A 25,911-nucleotide genomic window follows, 5' to 3' on the forward strand; every position below is an offset into this window, starting at 1 on the left:
GTTAGCGCCTGGTGACGGCGTCGACGACGGCGGTCAGTGCGGCGCCGACCTTGGAGGCGTCGGTGCCGCCGCCCTGGGCCACGTCGTCCTTGCCGCCACCGCCGCCGCCGAGGATTCCGGCGGCGAGCCGGACCAGGGCACCTGCCTTCACACCGGCTTCACGGGCGGCTTCATTGGTGGCCACCAGGATGACCGGGCGGTCGTTGCTGACGCCGGCCACGGCAACCGTGGCGGCTTCGGACCCAAGCCGGTTGCGGAGGTCCAAGGCGAGGCCGCGGATGTCGTCGGCACCGCTGACCTGGCCGGCGTCGTGCGCGATGACCCGGACGCCGGCGGCGTCCACCGCGGTTCCGGCGAGCTGGGCGGCGGCGGCAGTGAGCTGTTCCTTCCGGAGCCGCTCAAGCTCCTTTTCCGTGGCCTTCAGCTTGGTGAGGGTCGCCGAGATGCGGTCAGCCAGCTGCCCCGAGGGCACCTTGAGCATTTCGGTGAGTTCCGTCACGAGGGCGCGCTCGGCAGCCAGGTGCCGGAAGGCGTCCATGCCGACGAACGCCTCGACGCGGCGGTTTCCCGAGCCGACGGACTGCTCGCCGAGCAGGGACAGGCTGCCGATCAGCGAGGTGTTGGACACATGGGTGCCGCCGCACAGCTCACGCGACCACGCGCCGTCGATCTCCACAACCCGGACCTCGCTGCCGTAGTTCTCGCCAAACAGGGCCATGGCGCCCAGGGCCTTGGCCTCGGCGAGGCCCATGATCTTGGTGTCCACGTGGAAGTTGTTCCGGATGGCGAGGTTGGAGACTTCCTCGATTTCGGACTTGGTGGCGGCGCTCAGTCCCTCACCCCAGGCGAAGTCGAAGCGCAGGTACCCGGCCTTGTTGTACGAACCGCGCTGGGTGGCCTGCGGGCCGAGGATCTGGTGCAGTGCCGCGTGCACGATGTGCGTTCCGGTGTGCGCCTGCTCGGCGGCGTGGCGCCGTTCGCGGTCCACGGCAGCGCGGACCAGTGCGTCGGAGGCGATCTCGCCCTCGCGGACGATGGCCTTATGGACGCTCAGGCCCTTGACCGGACGCTGGACGTCGAGGACCTCGACGACGAAGCCGTCGCCGGTGATGAGACCGGTGTCGGCTGCCTGGCCGCCGGCCTCGGCGTAGAACGGGGTCTCGGCGAGCACAAGTTCGATTTCGTCGCCGGTGGCAGCCTGCGACACCTTGCTGCCGCCGCTGAGGATGCCGCGGACGCGGGATTCGCCTTCGAGGTCGGTGTAGCCGGTGAAGACCGTCTCACCCTCTGCCAGCAGCTCCTGGAAGGCAGAGAGGTCGGCGTGGCCGCCCTTCTTGCCCTTGGCGTCGGCCTGGGCGCGCTGGCGCTGCTCGAGCATGAGCTTGCGGAACTCGGGCTCGTCCACCTTCAGGCCCGCTTCCTCGGCCATTTCGAGCGTCAGGTCGATCGGGAAACCGTAGGTGTCGTGCAGGGTGAAGGCGTCGGCGCCGGAGAGGGGGCGGCCTGCCGCCTTGGATTCGTTGACGGCATCCTCGAGGCGGGCCGTGCCGGACGCTATGGTGCGCAGGAACGCCTTTTCTTCGGCGTAGGCGATCCGGCTGATGCGGTCGAAGTCCGTGTCCACGATGGGGTACACGCCCTTCATGGCGTCACGCGAGGCGGGCAGCAGGTCCGGAAGGCAGGCCTGTTCCACGCCGAGCAGGCGCATGGAGCGGACCGCGCGGCGGATGAGGCGGCGCAGTACGTAGCCGCGGCCTTCGTTGGAGGGCGTGACGCCGTCGGCGATGAGCATCAGGGCCGAGCGGATGTGGTCGGCAACGACGCGCATCCGTACGTCATCGGTGTGGTGCGGATCGTCCTCGGTCTCGGCGGAGGTGTATTCCTTGCCCGAGAGCTTGGCGGCCATGTCGATGACCGGGCGGACCTGGTCGGTCTCGTACATGTTCTCGACGTCCTGCAGGATCATGGCAAGGCGTTCCATGCCCAGTCCGGTGTCGATGTTCTTCTTGGGCAGTTCGCCCATGATGTCGAACTCGACCTTCGAGCGGACGTTGTCGATCTGGTATTGCATGAACACGAGGTTCCAGATCTCCACGTAGCGGTTCTCGTCGGCGATGGGGCCGCCCTCGGCGCCGTAGGCCGGGCCGCGGTCGTAGTAGATCTCCGAGCAGGGGCCTGCCGGGCCGGGCTGGCCGGTGGACCAGTAGTTGTCCGACTTGCCCATGCGCTGGATGCGCTCGGCGGGTACTCCGGTGTTTTTGAGCCAGAGTTCCTCGGCTTCGTCGTCCTCTTCGTAGACCGTCACCCACAGCAGCTCCGGCGGAAGCCCGTACCCGCCGTCGGCAACGCTCGTGGTCAGCAGCTCCCACGCGAACTTGATGGCGTCTTCCTTGAAATAATCCCCAAAGGAGAAGTTGCCGCACATCTGGAAGAAGGTGCCGTGGCGTGCTGTCTTGCCCACTTCCTCAATGTCACCGGTGCGGATGCACTTCTGCACGCTCGTGGCCCGGGTGTAGGGCGGTTCCTCGCGCGCGGTCAGGTACGGGATGAACGGAACCATGCCGGCAACCGTGAACAGCAGGGAGGGGTCGCTGGAGACCAGCGATGCGGAGGGAACCGCCGTGTGGCCTTTGCTGACGAAAAAATCGACCCAGCGCTTTGTGATCTCCTGCGACTTCATGAGCTGATTACTTACCCTTCTTGGTTCACGCATGCTGGCGCGTGAGAGTTTGATTCAGAGGCAGTGCCGGTGTTGAACGGCACTGCAGTTTTAATTCTTGCGCGTTTAGCGGCGGACGACGTCCTGGGATTCAACACCCAGAGCGGCGCGCAGGTCCGTTTCCCGTTCGCGCATGCCGGCGCGGACGGCGTCGGCGAAGTCGTAGACTCCGTCGGCGAGCCGGCCCACGGCCCGGTTCAGGCCTTCCGGGCCCAGCGCTGACTGCGCCTCGGTGACCTTGCGGAAGGCGATGACCCCGATGGCCACGCCGATTCCCATCCAGACAAGTCGTTTCATTTCAGTTCTCCGGGTGGGCTTAGCGGCTGCGGCGGCCGGTGGCGGGCTTCTTGCGGGTGGCGAACGCGGAACGGACGCCGTAGCTGAACGCGGCCACCTTGATCAGCGGCGATCCGACAGTCGCGGCCACGAGGGAGGACAGCGCGGAGATGTTGGCAGAGGCATCCGAAACGTTGGAGGCGATGCCGTCCACTTTCTTCAGCTGCTGGTTGGTGGTGGAGACCGTGGCGGTGACCTCGTCCATGAGCGGGGTGGCGCCGTCACTGATGGAGCGGATGGATGTCCGCACCTCGTCGAACACCCGCCCCAGCTTGAGGATGGGCACAGCAAGCAACAGGACCAGGAGCGCAAATACCCCGGCCGCGATCAGGCCGGCAATATCGCCACCAGACATAGACGTTCATCTCCTTGAAACTCCGTGGAACTGTACCGGGCGTGCGGCGGCCAAAGTCCTGCAGCCGCAAATGTCCCCCAAGTACCTTACATACAAAGAAGCCCGCGGCGCTTGCCACGGGCTTCTTTGTATACGCTGCCGGAATTTAGCGTGCGTAGAATTCGACGACGAGCTGCTCTTCGCAGGTCACGGGGACCTCGGAGCGCTTCGGGCGGCGAACCAGGCGGGCCTGCAGGGCGTCAAGCTTGACGTCCAGGTAGGCCGGAACCTGGGGCAGGACGTCGCGGTGCGCGCCGGCTGCTGCAACCTGGAACGGAGGCATGGTTTCGCTGCGGCTGTGAACGTGGACCAGCTGGCCCTCGCCGACGCGGAAGGACGGGCGGTCAACGCGGATGCCGTCAACCAGGATGTGGCGGTGCACAACCAGCTGGCGGGCCTGGGCGATGGTGCGGGCAAAGCCGGCACGCAGCACGAGGGCGTCGAGGCGCATCTCGAGCAGTTCGATCAGGTTTTCACCGGTCAGGCCCTTGGTGCGGCGTGCTTCTTCGAAGGCACGGGTCATCTGGGCTTCGCGGATGCCGTACTGGGCGCGCAGACGCTGCTTTTCGCGCAGACGTACGGCGTAGTCGGAGTCCTGCTTCTTGCGGGCACGGCCATGCTCACCGGGGCCGTACGGGCGGCGCTCCATGTACTTGGCGGCCTTGGGGGTCAGAGCAATGCCGAGTGCACGCGAGAGGCGTGCGGTACGGCGAGCACGAGTGTTGTTAGCCACTTGTGTCCTTCCAATATCTGCGGTGTGTCAGTGTTACTGGCCTCCACGATGGAGAGCATCGGCCAACCGCTGCCTTTTGCTACTGGGCACAGGGCACAGCTCCGTCGAACTAAAATTCGGGGGATTGTGCGTCCGTGCCTTGCCAGACAAGCATCCATCCTACCACGGCGGTCACTTGCCCCGGACGATCTTCCGCAGCCGTTCAAGCCGGACGGCGATGTCCCGCTCCGCACCGTTTGCAGTGGGCTCGTAGTAGTCGCGGCCCACGAGGTCGTCCGGCGGATACTGCTGGGCGGCCACCGAGTGCGGGGCATCATGGGCGTACTTGTAGCCCACTCCGTGCCCCAGCTGCTTTGACCCTGGATAGTGCGCGTCGCGCAGGTGCGCGGGGATCCCGTTGCCCAGGCCCGCCCGCACGTCCGCGACGGCTTTGTTGATGCCCATGTAGGCAGCGTTGGACTTTGGCGCCGTGGCAAGGTGGACCACCGCTTCGGCGAGCACGATGCGGCCCTCGGGCATTCCGATGAGCTGCACGGCCTGCGCCGCGGCCACCGCCGTCTGCAGCGCCGTCGGGTCCGCCATGCCCACGTCCTCCGCGGCCGAGATCACGATGCGCCGGGCCACGAAGCGCGGGTCCTCCCCCGCCTCCAGCATCCGCGCGAGGTAGTGCAGGGCCGCGTCCACGTCGGACCCGCGGATGGACTTGATGAATGCGCTGGCCACGTCGTAGTGCTGGTCCCCGGCGCGGTCGTAGCGGACCGCTGCGGCGTCCAGGGCACGCTCGGTGTGCCGCAGTTCGACGGCGACCGGCTCAGCACTGACCGGCTGCCCTGAGCCATCATCACGTGTACCGTGATCAACCGCGCCGTCTGCATCAGTGCCACCGTCCCCCGCACCGGAATTTACGACGTCGTCCGCGTCACCGAACGCGACGCCGGCGGCGGCTTCCAGCGCGGTCAGGGCCCGGCGGGCGTCGCCGCCGGAAAGCCGGACGAGGTGTTCCAGCGCTTCGTCGCTGAGCCGGACGTTGCCGTTGAGCCCGCGGGGATCTTGAACGGCCCGCACCAGCAGGCCCTCGATGTCCGCGTCGGTGAGCGGCTTGAGCGTCAGGAGCAGGGAGCGGGACAGCAACGGCGAGACCACCGAAAACGACGGGTTTTCCGTGGTCGCCGCCACCAGGACAACCCAGCCCTTTTCGACGCCGGGCAGCAGCGCGTCCTGCTGTGCCTTGTTGAAGCGGTGGATCTCGTCGAGGAACAGGACGGTGGTGGTCTTGTACAGGTCACGGGCGGTCAGGGCGTCGTCCATGACGCGGCGGACATCCTTGACCCCGGAGGTGATGGCTGAAAGCTCCACGAACTTGCGCCCGGGCCCGCGTGCAATCACGTGGGCAAGCGTGGTTTTCCCGGTACCCGGCGGCCCCCATAGGATCAGCGAGCTGGGGCCGGCCGGACCGGCGGCGTCGGTACCTGCTGCCAGTTGCCGCAGCGGGGACCCCTGGCCCAGCAGGTGCTGCTGGCCCACCACCTCGTCCAGCGTTCGGGGGCGCATCCGGACGGCCAGCGGGCTGCGCGGCTGGGTGGAGCGGGACTGTGCTGAACGGGACTGGGCGGACCGGGACTGGGCGGAATCGGCGTCGTCGGTGTCGCCGTCGTCGCTGTCCTGGGCCGCCGAACCAAAGAGATCATCCACATAGATAGGCTACTTCTAGATCCAACAGGAAAAATCCGGCCACGAAAGCAGGGAACCGGCAATGCCAGGCACCCGTCCGACGCAGGGACGTCCGGCGTCCACCAGGACCGCGTTCGTCCCCGGCCCGCGGCTGGCCGGCTGGGTGGAACGGTTCGCCGCCAGCCACGGTGGCCTTGAATATGAGGACCACGACGACGGCGTACGGCTGGCTGCCGCGGACGGCGCCACCGCCCTGCTGGTGGCGCCGTGGCCCGACGACGGCCGGCCGGGGCGGGGATCGGGCCTCGTGGAACGGCTGGCTTCCCTGGCATCCCAGCCGCGCACTCTCGGCCTTGTCCTGGTCCGGCGCGGAGGATACGGTGTGGCCGTCGCCAGCGAGGGAATCCTTCTCGCCGCCAAGACCGGCTCCAAGTATGTGCAGTCCCGCACCGCCGCCGGCGGCCAGTCGCAGCAGCGGTTCGCCCGGCGCCGCACCAACCAGGCTGACGCGATGGCGGAGGCGGTTGCGGATCAGGCGCGGCTGGTTTTTGCCGGTCAGGCCTTCGAGTACATCCTCCCGGGCGGTGACCGCGCCCTGGCCGACGAAGTCCTGGCATTGCCTGCCCTGAAGCCCTGGGCGGGCCTGCCGCGCCTGGCCTATCTCGATGTTCCCGATCCCCGTGCCGCTGTCCTGAAGAAGGCCGCGGCGGACGCCTGCGCGGTGCGGCTGACGGTAACGGACCCGCCCGGGAGCTAGCTCCCTGACCTGGCGGTGGACTGCCTTTACTCCTCGGGGGCCAGCGTCACGGTCACGCCGTTCAGGTCCCGGCTGAAGCCCACCTGGCAGGAGAGCCTCGAGCCGCGTTCCCGGTAGCCCTCGGCCTCCACGAGCAGCTCGAGTTCGTCGTCACTGCGTTCCTCCAGGGTGTCGAAGACCTCCTGGTCCAGGAACACGTGGCAGGTGGCACAGGAGGCGGTGCCGCCACAGGAGGCCAGCACGGGCAGGTCGTTGTCCCGGAGGGCCTCCATCATGCTCTGGTCCGGCTCCCATTCAAGGTCATGGGTGGCGCCTTCGCGGTCGACGACGGTCAGTTTGGTGCTGACGGCGGTGTTGCTGGTGGCTGTGTTGCTGATGCTGGTGTTGCTCATGTCGGTTCCTTAGGGTCGCGCTGCTGCAAGGTCAGCATCGGAGTGGTTGGGTATGCCGGAAACGGCTTCGGCGAGGGGGACGCCGGGGTCCGCGGCCAGCAGCGGGTCGATGCAGGCTCCCTGGGCGATCAGCCGTTTGGCCGTGCGGAAGTCGGACAGATTGGCGATGGTGTCGACGGCGGCGAGGCGGCCGTCGCGGAGGTAGACCACGGAGAATTTGCCGCCCGAGGGTTCGCCGCGGAGTATCGCCTGGTCCTCCGGATGGCGGACGCCTGCCGTCTGCAGCCGGACACCGTGCTGGACGGTCCAGAACCAGGGTATTTCCGGTTCAGCGGCCACCTGGCCGGCGATGTGCGCGGCCACGCGGTCTGCCTGTGCCACCGCGTTCTGGATGCATTCGAGCCGCTGGCTGGCACCGTCGATGGGACTGGTGAACCGCGTGACGTCCCCGCTGGCGTAGATGGCGGGATCTGAAGTCCGGCCGTCCCCGTCCACGACGATGCCGTCCCGGCAGTCGATGCCGGCGCCTGCGGCCAGCTCCTGGTTGGGTAGGACGCCAATGCCAGCGAGCACGACGTCGGCAGGAAAGACCGTGCCGTCGGCGACGGTCACGCGCTCAGCCCGTGGTCCGCCGTCGATCGAGGTGACCGCGGCGCCGAAGACAAACCGCACCCCGTGCCGCTCGTGGAGGTGCTCGAAGTGGCGCGAGACGGGGGCTGACGTTACCCGGCTCATCACGCGGTCCTGGAATTCGAGCACTGTGACCTCGCAGCCCTTCGCGGCCGCAGCTGCGGCCACTTCCAGTCCGATGTATCCGGCACCGATGATGGCCACGCGGGCTCCCGGAACCAGCAGCCGCTTGAGTTCGAGGGCGTCGCCCCGGGTCCGCAGGGATCTTACTCCCGCAAGTCCGGCACCTGGCAAAGTGAGGGGCCGCGCCCGCGAACCTGTGGCGATGACCAGCCGGTGGTAGGCCTGCCGCGTCCCGTCGGACAGCAGCACTGTCCGTCCGTTCCTGTCGATGGATTCCGCGGTGACCCCGACGAGCCGGCCGATGCCCTTGTCCGCATAGAACTTCTCCTTGCGGAGCACGGCCGACTCATCCGGGGCGCCGTCCTTTAAGAGCTCCTTGGACAGCGGCGGCCGCTCATAGGGCAGTTCGTTCTCCGCGTCGATGAGCAGAATGTCGCCCTGCCAGCCGCGGGTGCGGAGCCCTGCGGCGACAGCGACGCCGGAGTGTCCCGAACCGACGATGACCACCGGGTCCTGAATCATCACCGGGTCCTGGGCCAATACCGGTGCTGCGGCAACTGTCCCGCTACGCATTGGACTGCCCTGCGTTGACCTGCTGCAGCAGCACGTGGAGGTGCTCCGGGCCCGAGTTCGTCAGGTTGTTGCCGCGCACGTATTCGATGGGTTTGTCCGGGTCCAGCGTGAGCGACGCGAGCTTCTCCGCCAGGAGCTTCACCGTGACCAGGACTTCAAGCCTGGCAAGGGGCGCGCCGAGGCAGCTGTGGACGCCGTGCCCGAAGCCCAGGTGGCCGTCGGTGTTGCGGTCAATGTCGAAGCGCTCGCCGTCGGGATACTTGCTGCTGTCCCGGTTGGCCGCGGCGGGCAGCAGGCGGACGATGGCGCCGGCGGGAATCGTCACGCCGGCAACCTCCACCTGCTCCGTGGTGATCCGGCTGGCCCGCTGGACGGTGCCGCGGTAGCGGGCCAGTTCCTCACCGAAGAGGTCCGCATCGTCCGGATTCAGGCGGATCCGTTCCAGCAGGTCCGGCTGTTCGCTGAAGATCCGGAACGCGTTGGCCAGCAGGATGGTGGTGGTGTCATGGCCGGCGACAAAGACAAAGGCGCAGAGTTCCTTGGCTTCCTTCTCGCTGAGCAGGCCTTCCTTCCACATCCGTGCGATGTGTCCGCCGACGGAGTCGCTCTCCTCGCGGTACAGGCGCTCCATGGCGTCTTTCAGGTAGGCGAAAAACTCGAGGGTGCTCTGCTCGTCGGTGCCGGTGCCCCGGGCGTTGCGGGCGAGCCGGCCGAAGTAGCTGAAGGTCTCGTCGGACCAGAATTTCATCTTCTCGAAGTCCTCGGCCGGAACGTCGAGCAGGGCGCTGATGGTGGACATGCTGAGCGGGATGGCGTAGTCGTCCACGGCGTCCGCGCCGCCGGCGGCGAGCATGGGTGCCAGGTACTTTTCGGCGTTCTCCCGCACCCGGTCCTCGAAGCGGGCGATGGCCTTGGGGGTGAAGGCCTGCGCCACCACCTGGCGGAGCCGGGTGTGGTTGGGGGCGTCGAACAGCGTCAGAAAGGTCAGCGGGACCGGGTCCACTACCTGAGAGGAGAAGACTTTCGGTGCCCGCATGGCCCGGCGGACGTCGTCGTACCGGGAGATGAACCACACATCCGATACGGGTGAATGCGCGCGCAGCACCGGCGCATTCGCGCGCATCCACTCGTAGTGGCGGTAAGGATCACCCTGGCTCCCGTCGTCCACCACTTTGAAGGGCGCCAAGCCCTCGGGCCAGTCCAGTTCATGCGAGTAGGGAGGCAGTGCGGTGCCTTCGCCTGCGCTTCCGCCGGTGAAGGCGTCCATGCCTCCGCCGGTCCTGACGTGCGTGGAGACCGGGGGTGTTGCTGTCATCGGGCAAGACATCATCGTCCTTCTTTCCGGTTGGCTTCGGCGTGATCCGGTGTGATCCGCCTCTCACCCACCTTGCGGGATGCGCCGTGGCCGCCCCCACAGGTCTTCCGTTCATCGGTTGCGAAAGTCTGCCTGCCCTTCCGACTGGGCGGATTTCAGCGCGCGGGAGATCCCGTGCGCAGCGGTCAGCAGGGCGGGGACGATCAGCGGAACAGCCGCTTCCTGCCGCGGCACGATGGCATTGAGCGCCGCAGCTATCGTGTTGCCTGGCCCGAAGACGGGCACGGCGATGCCCGTCCACTCAGTGACGCCAATGCCTGGCAGGGCCACGTAGCCGCGCTGCCTGATCTCGGCCAGGTGCTTGCGGATGAGGGCAGGATCGGTGATGGTTTCGGAGGTCACGGCCTTGAGGGGTTTTTCGAGCACCCCGGCCTGGACTGCGGGCGGCGAGAACGCCAGCAGTATCAGGCCGGACGAGGCTGCGTGGATGGGCATCCGCTGCGCAATGTGCGCGGCATCCAGGCTGGAGTGCGGCGAGGAGAGACGCTCCACGTACAGCACGGTGCCGTGGTCCAGCACGGCAAGGGTGGTGTGCTGGTGGACGGCTGCCTGGACGTCCTCCATGAACGGCAGCGCCAGCTCACGAAGGTTCAGTGCACGGGAGCCGCGGGCAGCGAGTTCCCACATGCGCATCCCGGAGCACAGGTTCCCGTCCGGCAGCCGCTCAATGAGGCCGTGGAGGACCAGATCATCCACGAGCCGGTGCGCGGTGGTCAGCGGCAGGCCGGCGCGGCGGGCGAGGCCGGAGAGCGTCATGGCCGGCAGATCCCGGTCGAAGGCGCTCATGAGCCGCACCACGCGGCTGATCACCGATTCCCCCGAGGGAGAGTTCGCCATGGCGGGTCTCCGGCCCGGCGCCTAGCGGGACACCGCCTTGGCTGGCCGCGATCCGGTGTGGTCCCCCGTCCGGTCCGCGTTCCGCTCCCCGGCAAGCCTGGCGATGTCCCGTCCGGCACGGTAGCCGAACACCAAAGCCGGGCCGATGTGGGAGCCGTAGCCGGGGTAGCCGCCGCCGAAGACGCTCACTGCAGCCGCGCCCACGGCCAGGAGCCCTGGAACCACCGCTCCCTCGGCCGTGACCACTTCGGAGTGTTCGTTGACGCCGAGACCGGCGAAGGTGCCCAGGTCGCCCATTTGGATCTTCGCCGCGTAATACGGGCCCCTGCCCACCGGCGCGAGGTTCGGGTTCGGTTTGTGCTCGAGGTCGCCCCGGAAGTGGTTGTACTGCGTGGAGCCGCGGCCGAAGGCGGGGTCCTCGCCGCGCTCAGCCGCCGGGTTGAATTCATCGACGGTGGCTTCAAGGCCCGCGGCATCGATGCCGAGCTTGCCGGCCAGCTCAGCAAGGGTGCTCCCCTTGACTAGGTAGCCGGTCCGGTAGAAGTAGCCGCGCGGCATCGGCCAGGGCTTGGCATAGCCGATGCCGTATTTATGCATCGTCTTCGCGTCGCCGATCACGTAGCCGAAGGTCCTGTCCTCGTCCTTGTTGTGCTCGATCATGGCCCCGCCGAAGTCGTGGTAGCTCAGGGCCTCATTGCCGAAGCGCCTGCCGTGGCGGTCGACGGCGATCAGCCCGGGCAGGCCGATGGCCCGCAGGTGGGGAAAGAGCCGCTGTTCGCCGCTGAGGTACCTGAACACGGTCACAGGCGCCCAGGAGCCCACGCTGAACACGGAATCGTCGATGTAGCCGCCGGCGTCCATCGCCAGGGTGGCGGCGTCCCCGCCGTGGCCCACCGTGGGGGTGAAGTGGTCGTCGCCGCCGGCGTCGTGCGGAAAATAGCGCCGCCGCAGCTCCCTGTTCCCGGAGAATCCGCCGGCGGCGAGGATGACGCCGGCGCGCGCTGTGACGGTGACGGCGTGCTCTCCCCCGATGACCGCACCGGTGACGGTTCCGGCGTCGTTCCTGGTGAGGGACAGCGCCGGTGAGGCCTTCCACAGCCGGACGCCCAGGTCGTCCGCACTCTTGACCATGCGGGTCATCAAGGCGTTGCCGTTGGAACGCAGGACCGGACGCTTGTAGCGGGCGGCGTCGGCCCAGGTGCGCAGCAGTTTCTTGGCGACGTAGATGAAGGACCTTACCGACTGGTTCACGTGGAAGAACTCGTTGATGTCCGGCCCCACCTGCGGCATGTAGCCGAAGACTGTATAGGAGCTCATGTACGGCTGCATCAGGAGCCGCTTGTCCCCGAGCACCCGCGCGTCCACGTCCTGCGGCAGGATGGCCCGGCCGGACAGCCTCGCCCCGGGCAGGTCCATCTGGTAGTCCGGGGCCTTTTCCGGGTAGATGAACTTCACGTCGGTTTCGTTCTCGAAAAAGGAGATCGCCTCGGGCACTGTGTCCAGGAAGTTCCGGACTCCCGCTTCGTTGAACGTCTCCGGCGCCAGGTTTTTCAGGTAGGTCTCGGCGTCCTCGCGGGTGTCGCCCTGCGCAACGCCATGCTTGTTGCCGGGGACCCAGGCCCATCCTGCGGAAATGGCGGTGGTCCCGCCGAAGTACTGCTCCTTTTCCGCGACGATCACGCTCAATCCCTGCGAAGCGGCCTTCAGTGCCGCGGCCATCCCGGCCACACCCGATCCGATGACGAGGACGTCACAGACCGCCGTCGTTGCAGTTTCTGTCATGGTTCCTGCTCCGTTCTGCCTGCAGGCCACTCCTTTGCGGCGGCAGGCGTTGACTGACAAACCCCCAGTAGACCCGGGCGCACGCAGGCCCGGGAGGAGGATTACCATTGAGCGGGAATCGACAGGAGGAACCGTGGCCAACTCCGCATCCGGCGAGTCGATCATCGGCCGCTTCGTCAAGATCGTGAGCGCTTTCGATGACCGGCACCCCGCCATGAGCGTTGCCGAGCTCGGGCGCCGCACCGGCCTGCCGGTGACCACCACCTACCGGCTGGTCAACGACCTGCTGCTCGAGCGTCTGCTCGAACGCGAGCCCGGCGGGGACATCCACATCGGCACGCGGATGTGGGAACTGGCTTCCCGGGGCTCCAAGATGCTGGGCCTGCGCGAGGCTGCCCTGCCCTTCATGGAGGACGTCCAGGCCGTGGTGCAGCACTCCACCACGCTGGGCATCCTCGATTCGGACGAGGTCCTGTACATCGAGCGGCTCGGCTCGGACAGGACCATCGTGGACATCACCAAGATCGCCGGCAGGCTGCCGGTACACGCCACATCCTCGGGACTGGTGCTGCTGGCCAACTCCCCCGCCGCCTACCAGGACAGCTTCCTGGCCCGGCCCCTGACGAAGTTCACCGAAACCACCCTGACCGATCCCGCCGCGCTCCGGCGCCACCTGGCCGAGATCCGGCAGCGCGGCTTCGCTGCCATGCCCGGGGTGATCGTGCCAGAATCCAGCGGCATCGCCGTGCCGGTGTTCGGGCCCGACAACACCGTCCGCGCGGCGCTGAGCGTCGTGGTGCCCCGCAACGAGGAGAACGCGGCCGCCCGGGTCCCCGTGCTGATGGCCGCCGCACGCGGGATCTCCCGCGCCCTGGGCTGGCGGGGCGAGCTGAAGGGGACGCTCCGGCAAAGCCACTGAAGGCCGGCTTTGCCGTTCATCGGTAATCATGTGGTTCCGCTCACAGATCCCCTGCCACGCTGGCTGGGAAGCAGCGACGAGGCTGCAGGATCACGAGGAGCACCACATGAATCCCATCCAGAACCGCGTGGCCGGAAAGACCGCGATTGTCACCGGAGGCCGCGGAGACCTTGGCAGCGCCACTGCCGCCCTCCTTGCCGAACACGGCGCAAAGGTTGCCAGCCTGGACGTTGCCGGCATCCCCGCCGCCGCTGCCCACGCAAACATCACTGAGTACGACGTCGACGTCACCAGCGAGGCCAGCGTTGCCGAAGCTATCGGCCGGGTCCGCGACGAACTGGGCACCCCTGACATCCTGGTCAACGCCGCCGGCATCATCGGCCCGGCAGGAGCCTCCCACACCGCCTCGACGGCCGACTTCGACACGATTTTCAACGTCAACGTCAAGGGTGTTTGGCTGATGACCAAGCACGTGGTCCCCGGCATGATCGAACAAGGTACCGGCAGCATCGTCAACTTCTCCTCCATCCACGGCCTTACCGGCGGCCGGAACGTTCCGCTGTACCACGCCACCAAGGGGGCTGTGCGGCTCCTGAGCAAGTCGGACGCCGCGGCCTATGGCGGCTACGGCATCCGGGTGAACTCCATCCATCCCGGGTCCATGAACACCAGGATGAGTCGCCGCTCCGCCGAGCAGTCGGACATCGGTCCCGAGGCCTATTACAAGCAGCTGGTGGGCTCCAACCCGCTGCCCCGCCAGGGCGAACCGGATGAGATCGCGTACGGCGTGCTCTACCTGGCCTCGGACGAGTCGCGCTTCACCACCGGTTCCGAGCTCGTCATTGACGGCGGCTACACGGCCGTCTGACGCCGCCCCCCAACTGCGGCAACGGCCGCAACCCCCATCTTCTCCGCTCTGAAAGGCAAACCCCATGAAATTCGTCAACGGCACCTCCGCGGACACTTACGACGTCGTCGTCGTCGGTTCCGGTGCGGGGGCACTCACCGCGGCGGCCACCGCCGCCCGGGCCGGCAAGTCCGTCGTCGTCCTCGAAAAGAGTGACCTCCTGGGCGGGACCTCCGCCGTGTCCGGCGGCATGCTCTGGGTGGCGGACAACCACCACGCACGGAAGGCCGGGATCACCGATTCCAAGGCAGCGGCTGCGGAGTACGTCCGGGCCGTCGCCCGCGGCAGGGGCCGGGAGGAACTGCTGGACGCTGCGCTGAACTACGGCGACCAGATGCTCCGCTTCGTCGAGGCGGAGTGCGGCGTCCACTTCATCTTCCTCGACAACTTCCCCGACTACCGTCAGGACCTCCCCGGTGCCGTGACGGGCGGCCGCACGGTGGAACCCGAGCTGTTCAACAGCACCGGGGCCCTGGGCGGTCTCCGCGCGCACGTGCGCAGTGACGGCCGCGCCCCGTTCACCATGCAGGAATACGAGGAGTGGGGCGCCTTCACCAAGTTCCCGTGGGACGACCTGGCCGGCCGCCAGGACGACGGCCTCGTGGCCAAGGGACAGGCCCTCGTTTCCATGCTGCTCGCCAGCCTGCTCCGCGACAACGCCACACTCGTCACCGGGGCACGCGGGCACCGGCTGCGCACCGGCGGCGGCCGGGTGACCGGCGTCGAACTGGAAACCGGCGAGGTGTTCCATGCCCGTGACGGCGTGGTGCTCGCGACGGGCGGCTTCGAATGGGACAAGGCCCTGGCCGACTCGATGCTCGCTTCCCGGCTCTACACGATGTGCTCACCGCCCTCCAACACCGGCGACGGGCTGCGGATGTCGCAGCGTATCGGCGGCCAGACCCGCGGCACGCGCGAAGCCTGGTGGGCGCCGATGTCCGTCACCGGCGACACCCGCGACGGGCAGGCGATCGGCACCCTGCTGCGGTTCGAACGCCAGGGCCCGGGCTCCATCATGGTGAACCGGCACGGCCGCCGCTTCGCCAACGAGTCGCAGAACTACAACGACCTCGCCCGCAGCCTGCAGTCCTGGGACTCCGCCGCCAACCAGACCCTCAACACCCCGGCGCACGTGATCGTGGACCACGGCTACCTGGAGCGCTACGGCCTCCTGGCCCACCGCGCAGGCCAGCCGACGCCGGCTTACCTGATCGAGGCGCCCACACTGGGTGAACTCGCCACGAAAATCAACGTTCCGGCGGAACACCTGGAAGCCACCGTGGCCCGGTTCAATGAGTTCGCAGCCAAGGGCGAGGACCCCGACTTCGGCCGCGGCGAAAGCGCCTACGACAAGTACTGGGGCGACGCCGACTGCCCGTGGCCGAACCCCTCCCTGGGTCCGCTCGAGGCCGGGCCCTTCTACGCACTGGAAGTGGTGAACGGCGCCTTCGGCACCAATGGCGGCGTGGCCACCGACGGGTCGGCCCGCGTGCTCGACGTCGACAACCGCCCTATTCCGGGCCTGTTCGCCGCCGGCAACACCACCGAAAACGCCTACGCGGCAGGCTACCCTGGAGCCGGCGCCACCCTGGGGCCCATCATGACCATGGGCTACCTCGCTGGCCGGACCCTTGCCGGCCAGTCCCCCGAATATGTTTCTGCCGCGCCGTCACCGGTGGTCGAGCTTGTCGGGACGGGTGCCTGAGATGATCCGCCACACCGTGCTCTTCAAGTTCAAGCCCGACTTCCCGCCGGCCGACCGTCAGGCCTGGATTGACGGGCTCAGCAACATGGCCGGAAAGATCCCCGGCATGCTCAGCCTCAGCCATGGCCCGGACGTCCTGAACACCGCACGCTCCTTCGACTACGCCATCGTGGCCGACTTCGAAAGCGTCGAGGACATCGCCGTGTACAACACGCACCCGCTCCACGAGCCGCTGAAGGCGTACTCGTTCCCCAACAGCCGGCAGATCCTCGCGGTGGATTTCCACCTCCCGGAGACCTCGCCGGCACCCATTGAGACAACGCAGTCTTAAGGAGAATCCCGTGACCACAACCCCATCACCTCAGGTTCCGCTCCAAATTCCCCTGCAGGCCCCGCCGAAAACGCCCCGCAAGGCCGCCCTGGCGTCCTTCCTCGGCAGCACACTGGAGTACTACGACTTCTTCATCTACGGCACCGCAGCAGCCCTGGTGTTCCCCCACCTGTTCTTCCCCTCCGCGGACCCGGCCATCGGGCTGATCGGCGCCTTCGCCACCTTCGGCGTCGCATACGTGGCCCGGCCGGTTGGCGGACTGGTGATGGGGCACTTCGGCGATAAACTGGGCCGTAAGAAAATCCTGCTGCTGACCCTCGGCATCATGGGCCTGGCGTCTCTCGGCATCGGTTTCCTGCCCACCTACGAACAGCTCGACGTCTGGGCCCCCATCCTGCTGGTGGCGGGCCGGCTGGCGCAGGGCTTCTCCGCCGGCGCCGAGTCGGCGGGTGCCTCCACGCTGACGCTGGAACACTCACCAGAAGGCAGGCGAGGGTTCTTCACGAGCTTCGTGATGACCGGGTACGCCTCCGGCATGGTGCTGGCCACCCTGGTCTTCATCCCGGTTACGTCACTGCCCCGGGAGGCCATGATGAGCTGGGGCTGGCGAATTCCGTTCTGGCTCTCCATCGTGGTCCTCGCCATCGCCTACTGGGTCCGCACGCACCTGGACGAAACCCCGGTTTTCGAGGAGGCCCAGGAACGCCGCCAGGTGTCTCCGATGCCCCTCAAGGAAGTGCTCCGCTTCCAGGCTGCGGATGTGCTGCGCGTGGCGGGAATGTCCATCATGTCCGTGATGCAGACCATCTTCACGGTCTTCGGACTCGCCTACGCCACGTCCGGCGCCGGCTTCGACCGGGCGTCCATCCTGACCGTGAACGCCGTGGCCATCGGCCTGTCCATGTTCGCCATGCCGCTGGCGGCCAGGCTTTCCGACCGGATCGGCCGCCGCCCCCTCCTGCTGACCGCCGCGATCGGCTGCTCCGCCACGATCTTCCTTTACTTCCTGGCGCTCTCCTCCGGCAACATTGTGTTGGTGTTCCTTGCCGCATTCCTGAATATGACGGTCCTGTACTCGGGCTTCAACGGCGTCTGGCCGGCGTTCTTCGCCGAACAGTTCGCAGCGCCGGTCCGCTACTCAGGCATGGCGCTGGGGAACCAGTTCGGCCTGGTCCTCGCCGGCTTTGGCCCGATGATCGCCGGGATGCTGCTGGCCCCGGGAGCCTGGGGCTGGGTGCCCGTGGCTGTCTTCGGCACCGTGTGCATGCTCATCGCCGCAGGATCGGCGTTCTGGTCCCGGGAGACTGCCGCCACGCCCATCGGGGAGCTCGGCGGACCGTACCTGGACGGCACCGCACGCCGGCGGCAGGCCGAAGCGCAGCAGCCCGCCCTCCAGGACCGCTGAGCCGACGCCGCACCGGAACGAAAGACCAAGTCAGCAGCCGGTCAGCGATCGCCGGGGCCGCTCCTGGCGGTAGTAATAGCGGGACACTTCAGAGAAACCTGCCCGGGAGTACAGCTCCCGGGCAGAAGTGTTCGATGCCATCACCAGCAGCCAGTACCCGGCCAGTCCCCGCGCCGCGCCTGCGCTGAACAGGGCCTGCTGGACCCGGGTGGCGTAGCCGCGGCGCCGGGCATCGGGCCGGGTGGCCATGCAGTACAGCCCACCCCAGGTGCCTGCCCCGCCGGGAACAGCTGCCCCGCCGGGAACAACGGCAAGGCGTCCGACGGCGGCCGGGCCGCCGTCGTCGTCCCTCACCATGGCGTACAGCGCCGGGCAGCCGGTGAGGATCGCATGGGCAGTCTCCAGTTCCGCGGCGCCGCCGCGGCCGTCCACGGACCACCACAGGTCCAGCCATTCCCCTGATGGATGTTCGGCAATTTCGACTCCGGCGCCAGGTTCCGAAGCATCCCCGCCGGCCGCAGGTGCAACGTCAGCTGCACCCACCATGATCAGCGTCTCGGATTGCCGGGTGAAGCCTTCCTCATCCAGGACGGAGTTCAGCGCGGAGCTGCCGGGGCTGTCGAAGACCTGGAAGATCACCGGCAGCCGGCGGCCCCGATACCAGGCCCGGGCATCGCGCAGCGCAGCGAGCCGTTCAGCGCGCGTCCCCACCGGCTCCGAACGCGGCCAGATGGAGTTGGCACGCTGGGTGACGCCACCGGCGGCGCGGAGAACCCAGCCGCCGGACAGCTCCCGGTCCGGTGCGGGCCAGGCGGCATCCATCAATCCGTCCAGCCCGACGTCCAGCTCGGGGATTGTCTCCCGGTCCATCGCGCTCCTCCTTCCGGCCTGGAACGGCAAAGGCTCCCCGGTTTCCCGGGGAGCCTTTGCTGACAGTCAGGTCACTCTACTTGGCTGCGTCCTCGGCCTTTTGGGGTACAGGCTCGGCCTTCTTGGCCTCGGGCTTGAAGTCGACGCCGGCCTCTTTGCGCTGCTGCACGGTGATGGGGGCGGGGGCGTCGGTCAGGGGGTCGTGGCCGCCGCCTGACTTCGGGAAGGCGATGACGTCGCGGATCGAGTCCACGCCCGCCAGCAGCGCCACCACGCGGTCCCAGCCGAAGGCGATGCCGCCGTGCGGCGGGGCGCCGTACTTGAAGCCCTCCAGCAGGAAGCCGAACTTCGTCTGGGCATCGGCCTTGTCCAGGCCCATGAGCTCGAAGACGCGCTCCTGCACCTCGCGTTCATGGATACGGATGGATCCGCCGCCGATCTCGTTGCCGTTGCACACGATGTCGTAGGCGTAGGACAGGGCGGCCTCCGGGTCCTGGTCAAAGGTGTCCAGGAACTCCGGCTTCGGCGAGGTGAAGGCGTGGTGCACTGCGGTCCACTGGCCGCCGCCAACGGCCACATCGCCCGACGCCACGGCGGCAGCGGCGGGTTCGAACATGGGGGCGTCCACCACCCAGCAGAAAGCCCACGCGTTGGGGTCGATCAGGCCGGTGCGGTGCCCGATCTCAACGCGGGCAGCACCCAGGAGCGCACGGGACGGGGTCTTCTCGCCGGCGGCGAAGAAGATGCAGTCGCCGGGCTTGGCGCCAACGGCGTCGGCCAGGCCGGCGCGTTCGGTCTCGGTCAGGTTCTTGGCCACGGGGCCCGCGAGCTCGCCGTCCTCCTTGTAGAGGACGTAGGCCAGGCCCTTGGCGCCGCGCTGCTTGGCCCATTCCTGCCAGGCATCGAGTGCACGGCGGGCCTGCGAAGCACCGCCGGGCATGACGACGGCGCCGACGTAGGGGGCCTTGAAGACGCCGAAGTTGGTGTCCTTGAAGAACTCGGTCAGCTCGGTCAGCTCCTGGCCGAACCGCAGGTCGGGCTTGTCCGACCCGTACCGGGCCATGGCGTCGGCGTAGGTGATGCGCTGGATCGGCGTCGGAATTTCGACGCCGATCAGGTTCCAGACAGCCTTGACGATGTTCTCGCCGAGCCGGATGATGTCGTCCTGCTCCACGAAGCTGGCCTCGATGTCGAGCTGGGTGAACTCGGGCTGGCGGTCGGCGCGGAAGTCCTCATCGCGGTAGCAGCGGGCGATCTGGTAGTACTTCTCGAAGCCGCCCACCTGCAGGAGCTGCTTGAACAGCTGCGGCGACTGCGGCAGGGCGTACCAGGAACCCGGAGCCAGGCGGGCGGGCACCAGGAAGTCACGGGCGCCTTCCGGCGTCGAACGCGTCAGGGTCGGCGTCTCGATTTCGACGAAGCCCTCTTCGTGCAGCAGCTCGCGGGCCACGCGGTTGGCCTCGGACCGGAGGCGGATGTTGCGGCTGGGGCCGGGGCGGCGCAGGTCCAGGTAGCGGTGCTTGAGCCGGGCTTCCTCCCCCACTTCCACGTGCTCATCGATCTGGAAGGGCAGGGCGTCGGCGGTGTTGAGGATGACCACCTTGTCCGCCATGACCTCCACCTCGCCCGTGGCCAGGGCAGCGTTCTCGTTGCCTTCCGGGCGCTTGGAGACCGTGCCGGTCACCTGCAGCACGTATTCGTTGCGCAGCCCGTGGAAGACCTCTTCCTCACGGACCACCACCTGCGCCACGCCCGAGGCGTCACGCAGATCGACGAATGCGACACCACCGTGATCACGACGGCGGCCAACCCAGCCTGCCAGGGTTACGGTTTGTCCAATGTGCTCGGAGCGAAGGGATCCGAGGTCATGTGTGCGCAGCACAGCATTCCTTTCAGAAGGAAGACAGAATGAAGTTTAAATACGATCGTTGCGGAAACGATCCCGTCCGAGTTTACCCGTTTGAAAGGTTCCTGCCCCGCCATGACCAAGCACCAGCAGCTGCAGCGAAGGCTCGGTGTGGCCGACGCAACAGCCATCGGCCTCGGATCCATGCTCGGGGCCGGCGTTTTTGTCGTCTTCGCGCCGGCGGCCCGGCTGGCCGGATCGCTGCTCCTGGTGGCCATAGCCCTGGCCGGCGCCGTGGCCTACTGCAACGCCGTGGCCTCAGCCCAGCTCGCGGCAAAGTATCCGCAAAGCGGCGGGACGTACGTCTACGGTCGGAAGCAACTCGGCGAGTGGCCCGGTTTCCTCGCCGGCTGGGGTTTCGTGACCGGCAAGTCGGCCTCCTGCGCGGCCATGGCCCTGACCTTCGGCCAGTACGTTGCGCCGGGATACGCCACCCCCGTGGCCATCGCTGCCGTGGCTGCACTGACCGGCGTTAACCTGCTGGGCATCACCCGGACCACCTTCCTGACGCGCATCCTGCTGGCCATGGTCCTGGCCACCCTCGCCTTCGTGGCCGCCGCGAGCATCCTGGGACCGCATGTTCCCGACGGCGGGACAGCTGCCGGACAGGCCGGCGCCTCTCCCGGGCCAGCCGGCAGCTTCTGGGGCATCCTGCCCGCCGCCGGCCTGGTGTTCTTCGCCTTTGCCGGGTACGCCCGCATCGCCACACTCGGCGAGGAGGTGAAGGACCCGGCGCGCGTCATTCCGCGCGCCATCCTCGGGGCCCTGGGCGGCGCCCTGGTGATCTACCTGCTGTTGGGGGCGCTGCTCCTGGCGCATCTTCCGGCGCAGATGCTTGCCTCCTCCACGGCGCCGCTCCTCGACGCCGTGGAACAGTCCCAGCTGGCCGCCGGAGCGCCGGCCGTCCAGGCCGGGGCCGCCGCCGCCTCGCTCGGCGCGCTGCTCGCCCTCATCACCGGAGTGGGACGCACGGCCATGGCGATGGCCCGCGAACGCGACCTCCCCGGTCCCCTGGCCCGGCTCGGCGGACGCCATCCGGTGCCGGTAACGGCCGAACTGGCGGTGGCCGCCGTCGTCGTTCTGTTGTTGCTCACCACCGACGTGCTGACGGTGGTCGGCTTTTCCAGCTTCGGCGTCCTGCTGTACTACGCGGTGACGAATGCCGCCGCGTTCACGCTCCGGGACCGGCCCCGGCACGCCCCCAAGTGGCTGAACGCCGCAGGGCTGGCCGGGTGCCTGGTCCTGGCCTTCACCCTGCCGCCTGCCCCGGCGCTTGGCATGGCTGCGGTCATGGCCGCCGGACTCGCCGGGCGGGCCGCCGTCCTGGCGCTGCGGAAGCGGCGGCTGCGGTAGCCCCGGCTACGGCAGCCCGGAAGGGACAGCTCAGGAAGCGGGCGCGGCGACGACCTGGACGCGGATGTCCTCGTCCGACGGCGTCCACGTCGCCGGATCGGCGTCCACCTGCACGCCGGAGCGGATGTCCTTGACCTGGTGCTTGCCGTCCTCGTCCGTGAACCAGACGAAGGGGATGCCGCGCCGGTCAGCGAACTTGATCTGCTTGCCGAACTTCTCTGCCTTGGCGGCCACCTCGGCGGCGATGCCGCGGCTGCGCAGCTCGGTGGCCACGTCCTGCGCCTCGCCCCAGCTCTCGTCCGAGGTGAGCGCCACGAACACTGCCGTGGGGACGGAACGGGAAGCTTTTGCCAGGTCCTGGCTGAGGATGCGGGAGACGAGCCGGGTCACGCCGATGGACAGCCCGACGCCGGGGAACTTCCGGTTGCCCTTGCTGGCCAGGGCGTCGTAGCGGCCGCCGGAGCAGATCGAGCCGAGCTGCTCGTGGCCCACCAGGACGGTTTCCACGACGGTTCCGGTGTAGTAGTCCAAGCCGCGGGCAATGCTGAGGTCGGCGACGACCTTGCCGGGGACCCGCTTCACGGCGGCCTCGATCACCTGTTCGAGTTCGTTCAGGCCCTCCTCCAGGAGGTCGTTGCTGACCCCGAGGGAGCGGACCTGCGCAACGAAGGAGGTGTCCTCGGTCTTGATGCCGGCCAGCTTCAGGGCCGCCTGTGCCTGCTCGTCGGTGGCGCCGAGCTCGGACTTGAGCAGTTCGGCTACCTTCTCCGGGCCGATTTTCTCCAGCTTGTCGATGCTGCGTAGCACTCCGGCTGTGTCGGGCAGGCCGATGCCGCGGTAGAAGCCCTCGGCGAGCTTCCTGTTGTTGATGCGCAGCCGGAACTCCGGAATCGGGAGGGCGCCCAGCGCCTCGGCGATGACCAGGGCGATCTCGACGTCGTAGCGGAAGGGCAGCTCGCCGTCGCCCACCACGTCGATGTCCGCCTGGGTGAACTCGCGGGCGCGGCCCTCCTGCGGCCGTTCCCCTCGCCAGACCTTCTGAATCTGGTAACGGCGGAACGGGAAGGCCAGGTAGCCGGCGTTTTCCACGACGTACCGGGCGAAGGGCACGGTGAGGTCAAAGTGCAGGGCCAGGGCGTGCGGATCGTGCTTGCCCTTCGCTTCCTCTCCCTCATCGTCCTGGAGCCGGCTCAGCCCGTAGACCTCTTTGTCGATCTCGCCTTTGCGCAGCAGCTGACCGACCGTTTCCACGGCGCGGGTCTCGATGGAGCCGAAACCGTGCAGCTCGAACGTGCGGCGCAGCGAGTCCAGGACGTGCTGCTCCACCAGCCGCTCCTCGGGAAGCCACTCGGGGAATCCGGACAGGGAGGCGGTGCGTGCCATGGTGGAGTTTCTCCTCAGGTAAACGAAGGCCGGAGCCGCTGCGCCATGTTCCGCGTCGCTATTTGGATCAAACAGCTGCGGCAGCGGCGGGAGTCCAGCCTGTTCTGCATAAACTTATGTGCGGCAGTCAGTTTATGCTTTCGGCGCCTGCATCTCTAATGCGGGAAACCGGGCGGTGGCGGGCTGCCGCTGTTCAAATCTGCAGCAGCGCAATCTGCAGCCGGGGATGCCTTCACGGGCCTGCCCGGCCGGGCAGTCCGATCAATGAGGAGGACCCGTGGCGGCCAGTCCACGCGAAACACGCGAAGCCAAGAGGCGCATCCAGCAGATGGAAGCCAAACGCGAGCTTCGACGTGACCAGGAGAAGCGCCGCAAACGGGACAACGTGGTGGCGGGAAGTGCGGGCGCCGCCGCGGTGGTGCTCGCCGTCGTGCTTCAGCTGACGGTATTTGCCGGGAACCCCACCGAAGAGGAATTCGCTGCCGCCCAGGCGGGCCTTGAATCGCCCTCAGCCGCCCCTTCCGCCTCGGCGACTCCGACTGCAGCGAAGACCAACGCGGCAAACATCCCCAAGCCCGCGACGGCGGCCGGCAAGACGTTCACCGGCTCACTGAAGGTCAACAGCGGCACCTTGGGTGTGCAGCTGGACGGCACCAAGGCCCCGCAGGCGGCCGCCGTGTTCAAGTCCCTGGCTGACCAGAACTACTACAGGGGCGTCAGCTGTCACCGCCTCACCACCGCCGAGAACTTCGGCGTCCTGCAGTGCGGCTCCAAGACCGGCGATGGCCAGGGCGACCCCAACTACACCTGGGGGCCGCTGGAGAACACGCCGGCAGACAACAAGTACCCTGCCGGCACGATTGCGGTGGCCCGCACGGGCAACAACGCCTACGGCAACGGCACGCAGTTCTTCATCGTCTACAAGGACACCGTCATTCCGGCCGACTCCGCCGGCGGCTACACCGTCGTGGGCAAGGTGACTTCGGGCCTGGAAGTCGTGACGAAGATTGCAGCTGCCGGACTTAAGACCGGCGAAAGCGACACGGACGGCGCACCTGCGGAAGCAGTCACGATAGACTCGTTTTCTCTGAAGTAGGAACGTTGTGGCGCCAGCCGCCACGGGCGACTTATGAATGAGTATCTTCCTCCAAGCGAAAGACTTTTAGCGGTGACAGACAGTCAGAAATCCGACGAAACAGCAGCCGAAGTGACCGAGGTCCAGGCTTCCCCCGAATCAGTGGAAACGGCACAGCCCGTGGAAACGGCCGAGCCTGCGGAGGCGACCGAGCCTGCGGGTGAGGCCCAGGCCGATGCCTCGCAGCCCGAAGTGGCTGCCCAGGCCGAAGCCTCGCAGCCCGAAGAGGCTGCCCAGGAAAGCCCGCAGCCGGAGGCTGTGCAGGAAGCACCGGCTCCCAGCCCGGCACCGTCACCGCGTCCGTCGCCGACACCCCGTCCCGCGCCGACGCCGGCAGCGTTTGCTGCCCGGCCCAAGGCCGGCCCTGCTGCTACCGTAACGCCGGTGCAGGCACCGCCCGCCACCTCGCTGGCCGAAGCCGCCCGCTGGGGCCGCGTTGAGGGCGACGGCCACGTGTTCCTGACCATCGACGGCGAGGAGCACCCGGTCGGTCAGTACCCCGACGTCAGCAATGACGAGGCCCTGGCCTACTTCGCGCGGAAGTATGACGACGTCGTCGCCCAGATTGTGCTGCTGGAACAGCGTGTGGCCTCGAAGGCCCCCACCACTGACATGCAGAAGACCGTGACGCACCTGCGCGAGCAGCTCGCTGAACGGAACATGGTGGGCGACATCCGTTCCGCGGAAGGCCGGCTGGACACCCTGTCCACCCAGATCACCGAGCTGGAGAAGGCGGAAAAGGCAGAGCACGACGCCGTTCGTGCCGCCGAGCTGGCCGCCCGTGAGGCCATCGTGGCCGAGGCCGAGGCGATCTCCGGTACCGATCCGGCCCAGGTGCAGTGGAAGACATCCAGCGCGCGCATGAACGAGCTGTTTGAAAGCTGGAAGGCCGCGCAGAAGAGCGGGGTACGGCTGGGCCGCAGCAACGAGGACGCCCTGTGGAAGCGTTTCCGTGCCGCCCGGACCGTCTTTGACCGCCACCGCCGCGCCTACTTCTCCCAGCTGGACAGCAACAACTCGGCGGCGAAGGCTGCCAAGGAGAAGCTGATTGCGGAGGCCGAGGCTCTCTCGACGTCCACCGACTGGGGCTTCGCTGCCGGGGAATACCGCCGGCTGATGGACGAGTGGAAGGCATCGCCGCGTGCCAGCCGCAAGGATGACGACGCACTGTGGGCCCGGTTCCGCGCCGCCCAGGACGTCTTCTTCAGCTCGCGCCAGGCTGCCAACGACGAGATCGACCAGGAATACGCCGCCAACCTCAAGGTCAAGGAGGCGCTCCTCGAGGAGGCCTCGTCCATCGTCCCGGTCAAGGACATCGCAGCCGCCAAGAAGGCCCTGCAGTCCATCCACGACCGTTGGGAAGAGGCAGGCAAGGTTCCGCGCGCGGACATGGGCCGGATCGAGGCCGGGTTGCGCCGGATCGAGGATGCAGTCCGCCAGGCCGAGGACGAGAAGTGGCAGCGCTCCAACCCGGAGACCAAGGCGCGCACCAACAGCGCCTTGAGCCAGCTCGAATCCGCCATCGCCGGCCTGAAGGATGACCTGGCCGACGCCGAGAAGGCAGGCGACCAGCGCAAGATCAAGGCCGCAAGGGAAGCCCTTGAAGCCCGCCAGGCCTGGCTGGACCAGATCCAGCGGTCGGCGAGCGAGCTCTCCTAGGCAGCGCCTGCTCCCC

21 protein-coding genes and 2 pseudogenes are annotated in these 25,911 nt (G+C 67.8%); 9 read left to right on the top strand and 14 right to left on the bottom strand.

Features of this window, described 5'->3' with window-relative positions:
- Position 1: 1 nt before the first annotated feature.
- The 5 genes from alaS to AC57BR_RS15285 form a co-directional block, all read right to left on the bottom strand.
- Complete coding sequence (gene alaS, locus AC57BR_RS15265; protein WP_496362009.1) at positions 2-2,680, bottom strand: alanine--tRNA ligase; 2,679 nt, start codon at positions 2,678-2,680, stop codon at positions 2-4.
- 105 nt (positions 2,681-2,785) lie between these two features.
- The gene (locus AC57BR_RS15270) at positions 2,786-3,016 is read right to left on the bottom strand and encodes a DUF6167 family protein (RefSeq protein WP_387101157.1); all 231 of its coding nucleotides are present in this window, start codon (positions 3,014-3,016) and stop codon (positions 2,786-2,788) included.
- 19 nt (positions 3,017-3,035) lie between these two features.
- On the bottom strand, positions 3,036-3,410 hold the full coding sequence (locus AC57BR_RS15275; protein ID WP_003800727.1) for a DUF948 domain-containing protein: 375 nt from the start codon (positions 3,408-3,410) through the stop codon (positions 3,036-3,038).
- Between the two features lie 145 nt (positions 3,411-3,555).
- A complete protein-coding gene (gene rpsD / locus AC57BR_RS15280; protein WP_011692125.1) occupies positions 3,556-4,182 on the bottom strand; it encodes a 30S ribosomal protein S4 in 627 nt (208 codons plus the stop codon).
- 171 nt (positions 4,183-4,353) lie between these two features.
- Positions 4,354-5,874 (bottom strand): replication-associated recombination protein A, encoded by a 1,521-nt coding sequence (locus AC57BR_RS15285; protein ID WP_496362013.1) that lies wholly within the window; start codon positions 5,872-5,874, stop codon positions 4,354-4,356.
- A gap of 61 nt (positions 5,875-5,935) precedes the next feature.
- Between AC57BR_RS15285 and AC57BR_RS15290 the strand changes: the two genes are divergently transcribed.
- Positions 5,936-6,610: an acVLRF1 family peptidyl-tRNA hydrolase gene (locus tag AC57BR_RS15290; RefSeq protein ID WP_496362015.1), complete on the top strand. Its 675-nt coding sequence runs from the start codon at positions 5,936-5,938 to the stop codon at positions 6,608-6,610.
- Between the two features lie 26 nt (positions 6,611-6,636).
- Here the strand turns inward: AC57BR_RS15290 and AC57BR_RS15295 are convergent, their stop codons facing one another.
- From AC57BR_RS15295 to chcC2, 6 genes and pseudogenes are all read right to left on the bottom strand, one after another.
- Positions 6,637-7,002 carry a 2Fe-2S iron-sulfur cluster-binding protein gene (locus AC57BR_RS15295; RefSeq protein ID WP_496362017.1) on the bottom strand — a complete coding sequence of 122 codons (366 nt, stop codon included), beginning with the start codon at positions 7,000-7,002 and terminating at the stop codon, positions 6,637-6,639.
- A gap of 9 nt (positions 7,003-7,011) precedes the next feature.
- Positions 7,012-8,277, bottom strand: a complete 1,266-nt coding sequence (locus AC57BR_RS15300; RefSeq protein ID WP_496362019.1) for an NAD(P)/FAD-dependent oxidoreductase — start codon at positions 8,275-8,277, stop codon at positions 7,012-7,014.
- 43 nt (positions 8,278-8,320) lie between these two features.
- Entirely contained in the window at positions 8,321-9,643 is a 1,323-nt protein-coding gene (locus AC57BR_RS15305; protein WP_496362021.1) for a cytochrome P450, read from the bottom strand.
- A 177-nt stretch (positions 9,644-9,820) separates the two neighbouring features.
- A pseudogene (locus tag AC57BR_RS15310) lies at positions 9,821-10,336 on the bottom strand (IclR family transcriptional regulator); the annotation flags it as partial.
- Positions 10,337-10,372: 36 nt separating this feature from the next.
- Positions 10,373-10,540, bottom strand: a pseudogene (locus AC57BR_RS15315) (helix-turn-helix domain-containing protein); the annotation flags it as partial.
- 21 nt (positions 10,541-10,561) lie between these two features.
- Positions 10,562-12,322, bottom strand: a complete 1,761-nt coding sequence (gene chcC2 / locus AC57BR_RS15320) for a 4-oxocyclohex-2-ene-1-carboxylate 5-dehydrogenase (RefSeq protein WP_496362023.1) — start codon at positions 12,320-12,322, stop codon at positions 10,562-10,564.
- Positions 12,323-12,455: 133 nt separating this feature from the next.
- On the opposite strand from chcC2, the gene AC57BR_RS15325 reads away from it, so the two are divergent.
- From AC57BR_RS15325 to AC57BR_RS15345, 5 genes are all read left to right on the top strand, one after another.
- Positions 12,456-13,241 (top strand): IclR family transcriptional regulator, encoded by a 786-nt coding sequence (locus tag AC57BR_RS15325; protein ID WP_496362025.1) that lies wholly within the window; start codon positions 12,456-12,458, stop codon positions 13,239-13,241.
- Between the two features lie 106 nt (positions 13,242-13,347).
- The gene (locus AC57BR_RS15330; protein ID WP_496362027.1) at positions 13,348-14,109 is read left to right on the top strand and encodes an SDR family NAD(P)-dependent oxidoreductase; all 762 of its coding nucleotides are present in this window, start codon (positions 13,348-13,350) and stop codon (positions 14,107-14,109) included.
- A gap of 64 nt (positions 14,110-14,173) precedes the next feature.
- Entirely contained in the window at positions 14,174-15,853 is a 1,680-nt protein-coding gene (gene chcC1, locus AC57BR_RS15335) for a 4-oxocyclohexanecarboxylate 2-dehydrogenase (protein ID WP_496362029.1), read from the top strand.
- A 1-nt stretch (position 15,854) separates the two neighbouring features.
- Entirely contained in the window at positions 15,855-16,184 is a 330-nt protein-coding gene (locus AC57BR_RS15340) for a Dabb family protein (protein ID WP_496362031.1), read from the top strand.
- A gap of 10 nt (positions 16,185-16,194) precedes the next feature.
- Positions 16,195-17,589 carry an MFS transporter gene (locus AC57BR_RS15345; protein ID WP_496362033.1) on the top strand — a complete coding sequence of 465 codons (1,395 nt, stop codon included), beginning with the start codon at positions 16,195-16,197 and terminating at the stop codon, positions 17,587-17,589.
- A gap of 30 nt (positions 17,590-17,619) precedes the next feature.
- On the opposite strand, the gene AC57BR_RS15350 is transcribed toward AC57BR_RS15345, so the two are convergent.
- Both AC57BR_RS15350 and aspS read right to left on the bottom strand, forming a co-directional pair.
- Positions 17,620-18,459 (bottom strand): GNAT family N-acetyltransferase, encoded by an 840-nt coding sequence (locus AC57BR_RS15350; RefSeq protein WP_496362035.1) that lies wholly within the window; start codon positions 18,457-18,459, stop codon positions 17,620-17,622.
- Between the two features lie 76 nt (positions 18,460-18,535).
- A complete protein-coding gene (aspS, locus tag AC57BR_RS15355; protein WP_496362037.1) occupies positions 18,536-20,341 on the bottom strand; it encodes an aspartate--tRNA ligase in 1,806 nt (601 codons plus the stop codon).
- 99 nt (positions 20,342-20,440) lie between these two features.
- Here aspS and AC57BR_RS15360 point away from each other — a divergent pair, with 99 nt between their 5' ends.
- On the top strand, positions 20,441-21,718 hold the full coding sequence (locus tag AC57BR_RS15360) for an APC family permease (RefSeq protein WP_496362039.1): 1,278 nt from the start codon (positions 20,441-20,443) through the stop codon (positions 21,716-21,718).
- Between the two features lie 30 nt (positions 21,719-21,748).
- On the opposite strand, the gene hisS is transcribed toward AC57BR_RS15360, so the two are convergent.
- Complete coding sequence (gene hisS / locus AC57BR_RS15365) at positions 21,749-23,101, bottom strand: histidine--tRNA ligase (protein ID WP_496362041.1); 1,353 nt, start codon at positions 23,099-23,101, stop codon at positions 21,749-21,751.
- Between the two features lie 277 nt (positions 23,102-23,378).
- On the opposite strand from hisS, the gene AC57BR_RS15370 reads away from it, so the two are divergent.
- Both AC57BR_RS15370 and AC57BR_RS15375 read left to right on the top strand, forming a co-directional pair.
- Entirely contained in the window at positions 23,379-24,197 is an 819-nt protein-coding gene (locus AC57BR_RS15370; RefSeq protein WP_496362043.1) for a peptidylprolyl isomerase, read from the top strand.
- 72 nt (positions 24,198-24,269) lie between these two features.
- Positions 24,270-25,895, top strand: coding sequence for a DUF349 domain-containing protein (locus tag AC57BR_RS15375; RefSeq protein ID WP_496362045.1), 1,626 nt, complete (start codon positions 24,270-24,272; stop codon positions 25,893-25,895).
- Positions 25,896-25,911 lie beyond the last annotated feature (16 nt).

Source organism: Arthrobacter sp. BGA-UO-ETr-C19, from assembly GCF_059568005.1.

Bases quoted from the DNA above. Each gene is read 5' to 3' on its own strand.
- alaS (WP_496362009.1), bottom strand. From the start codon at position 2,680: ATGAAGTCGCAGGAGATCACAAAGCGCTGGGTCGATTTTTTCGTCAGC.
- AC57BR_RS15270 (WP_387101157.1), bottom strand. From the start codon at position 3,016: ATGAAACGACTTGTCTGGATGGGAATCGGCGTGGCCATCGGGGTCATC.
- AC57BR_RS15275 (WP_003800727.1), bottom strand. From the start codon at position 3,410: ATGTCTGGTGGCGATATTGCCGGCCTGATCGCGGCCGGGGTATTTGCG.
- AC57BR_RS15290 (WP_496362015.1), top strand. From the start codon at position 5,936: ATGCCAGGCACCCGTCCGACGCAGGGACGTCCGGCGTCCACCAGGACC.
- AC57BR_RS15295 (WP_496362017.1), bottom strand. From the start codon at position 7,002: ATGAGCAACACCAGCATCAGCAACACAGCCACCAGCAACACCGCCGTC.
- AC57BR_RS15300 (WP_496362019.1), bottom strand. From the start codon at position 8,277: ATGATTCAGGACCCGGTGGTCATCGTCGGTTCGGGACACTCCGGCGTC.
- AC57BR_RS15305 (WP_496362021.1), bottom strand. From the start codon at position 9,643: ATGACAGCAACACCCCCGGTCTCCACGCACGTCAGGACCGGCGGAGGC.
- chcC2 (WP_496362023.1), bottom strand. From the start codon at position 12,322: ATGACAGAAACTGCAACGACGGCGGTCTGTGACGTCCTCGTCATCGGA.
- AC57BR_RS15330 (WP_496362027.1), top strand. From the start codon at position 13,348: ATGAATCCCATCCAGAACCGCGTGGCCGGAAAGACCGCGATTGTCACC.
- chcC1 (WP_496362029.1), top strand. From the start codon at position 14,174: ATGAAATTCGTCAACGGCACCTCCGCGGACACTTACGACGTCGTCGTC.
- AC57BR_RS15340 (WP_496362031.1), top strand. From the start codon at position 15,855: ATGATCCGCCACACCGTGCTCTTCAAGTTCAAGCCCGACTTCCCGCCG.
- AC57BR_RS15350 (WP_496362035.1), bottom strand. From the start codon at position 18,459: ATGGACCGGGAGACAATCCCCGAGCTGGACGTCGGGCTGGACGGATTG.
- AC57BR_RS15360 (WP_496362039.1), top strand. From the start codon at position 20,441: ATGACCAAGCACCAGCAGCTGCAGCGAAGGCTCGGTGTGGCCGACGCA.
- hisS (WP_496362041.1), bottom strand. From the start codon at position 23,101: ATGGCACGCACCGCCTCCCTGTCCGGATTCCCCGAGTGGCTTCCCGAG.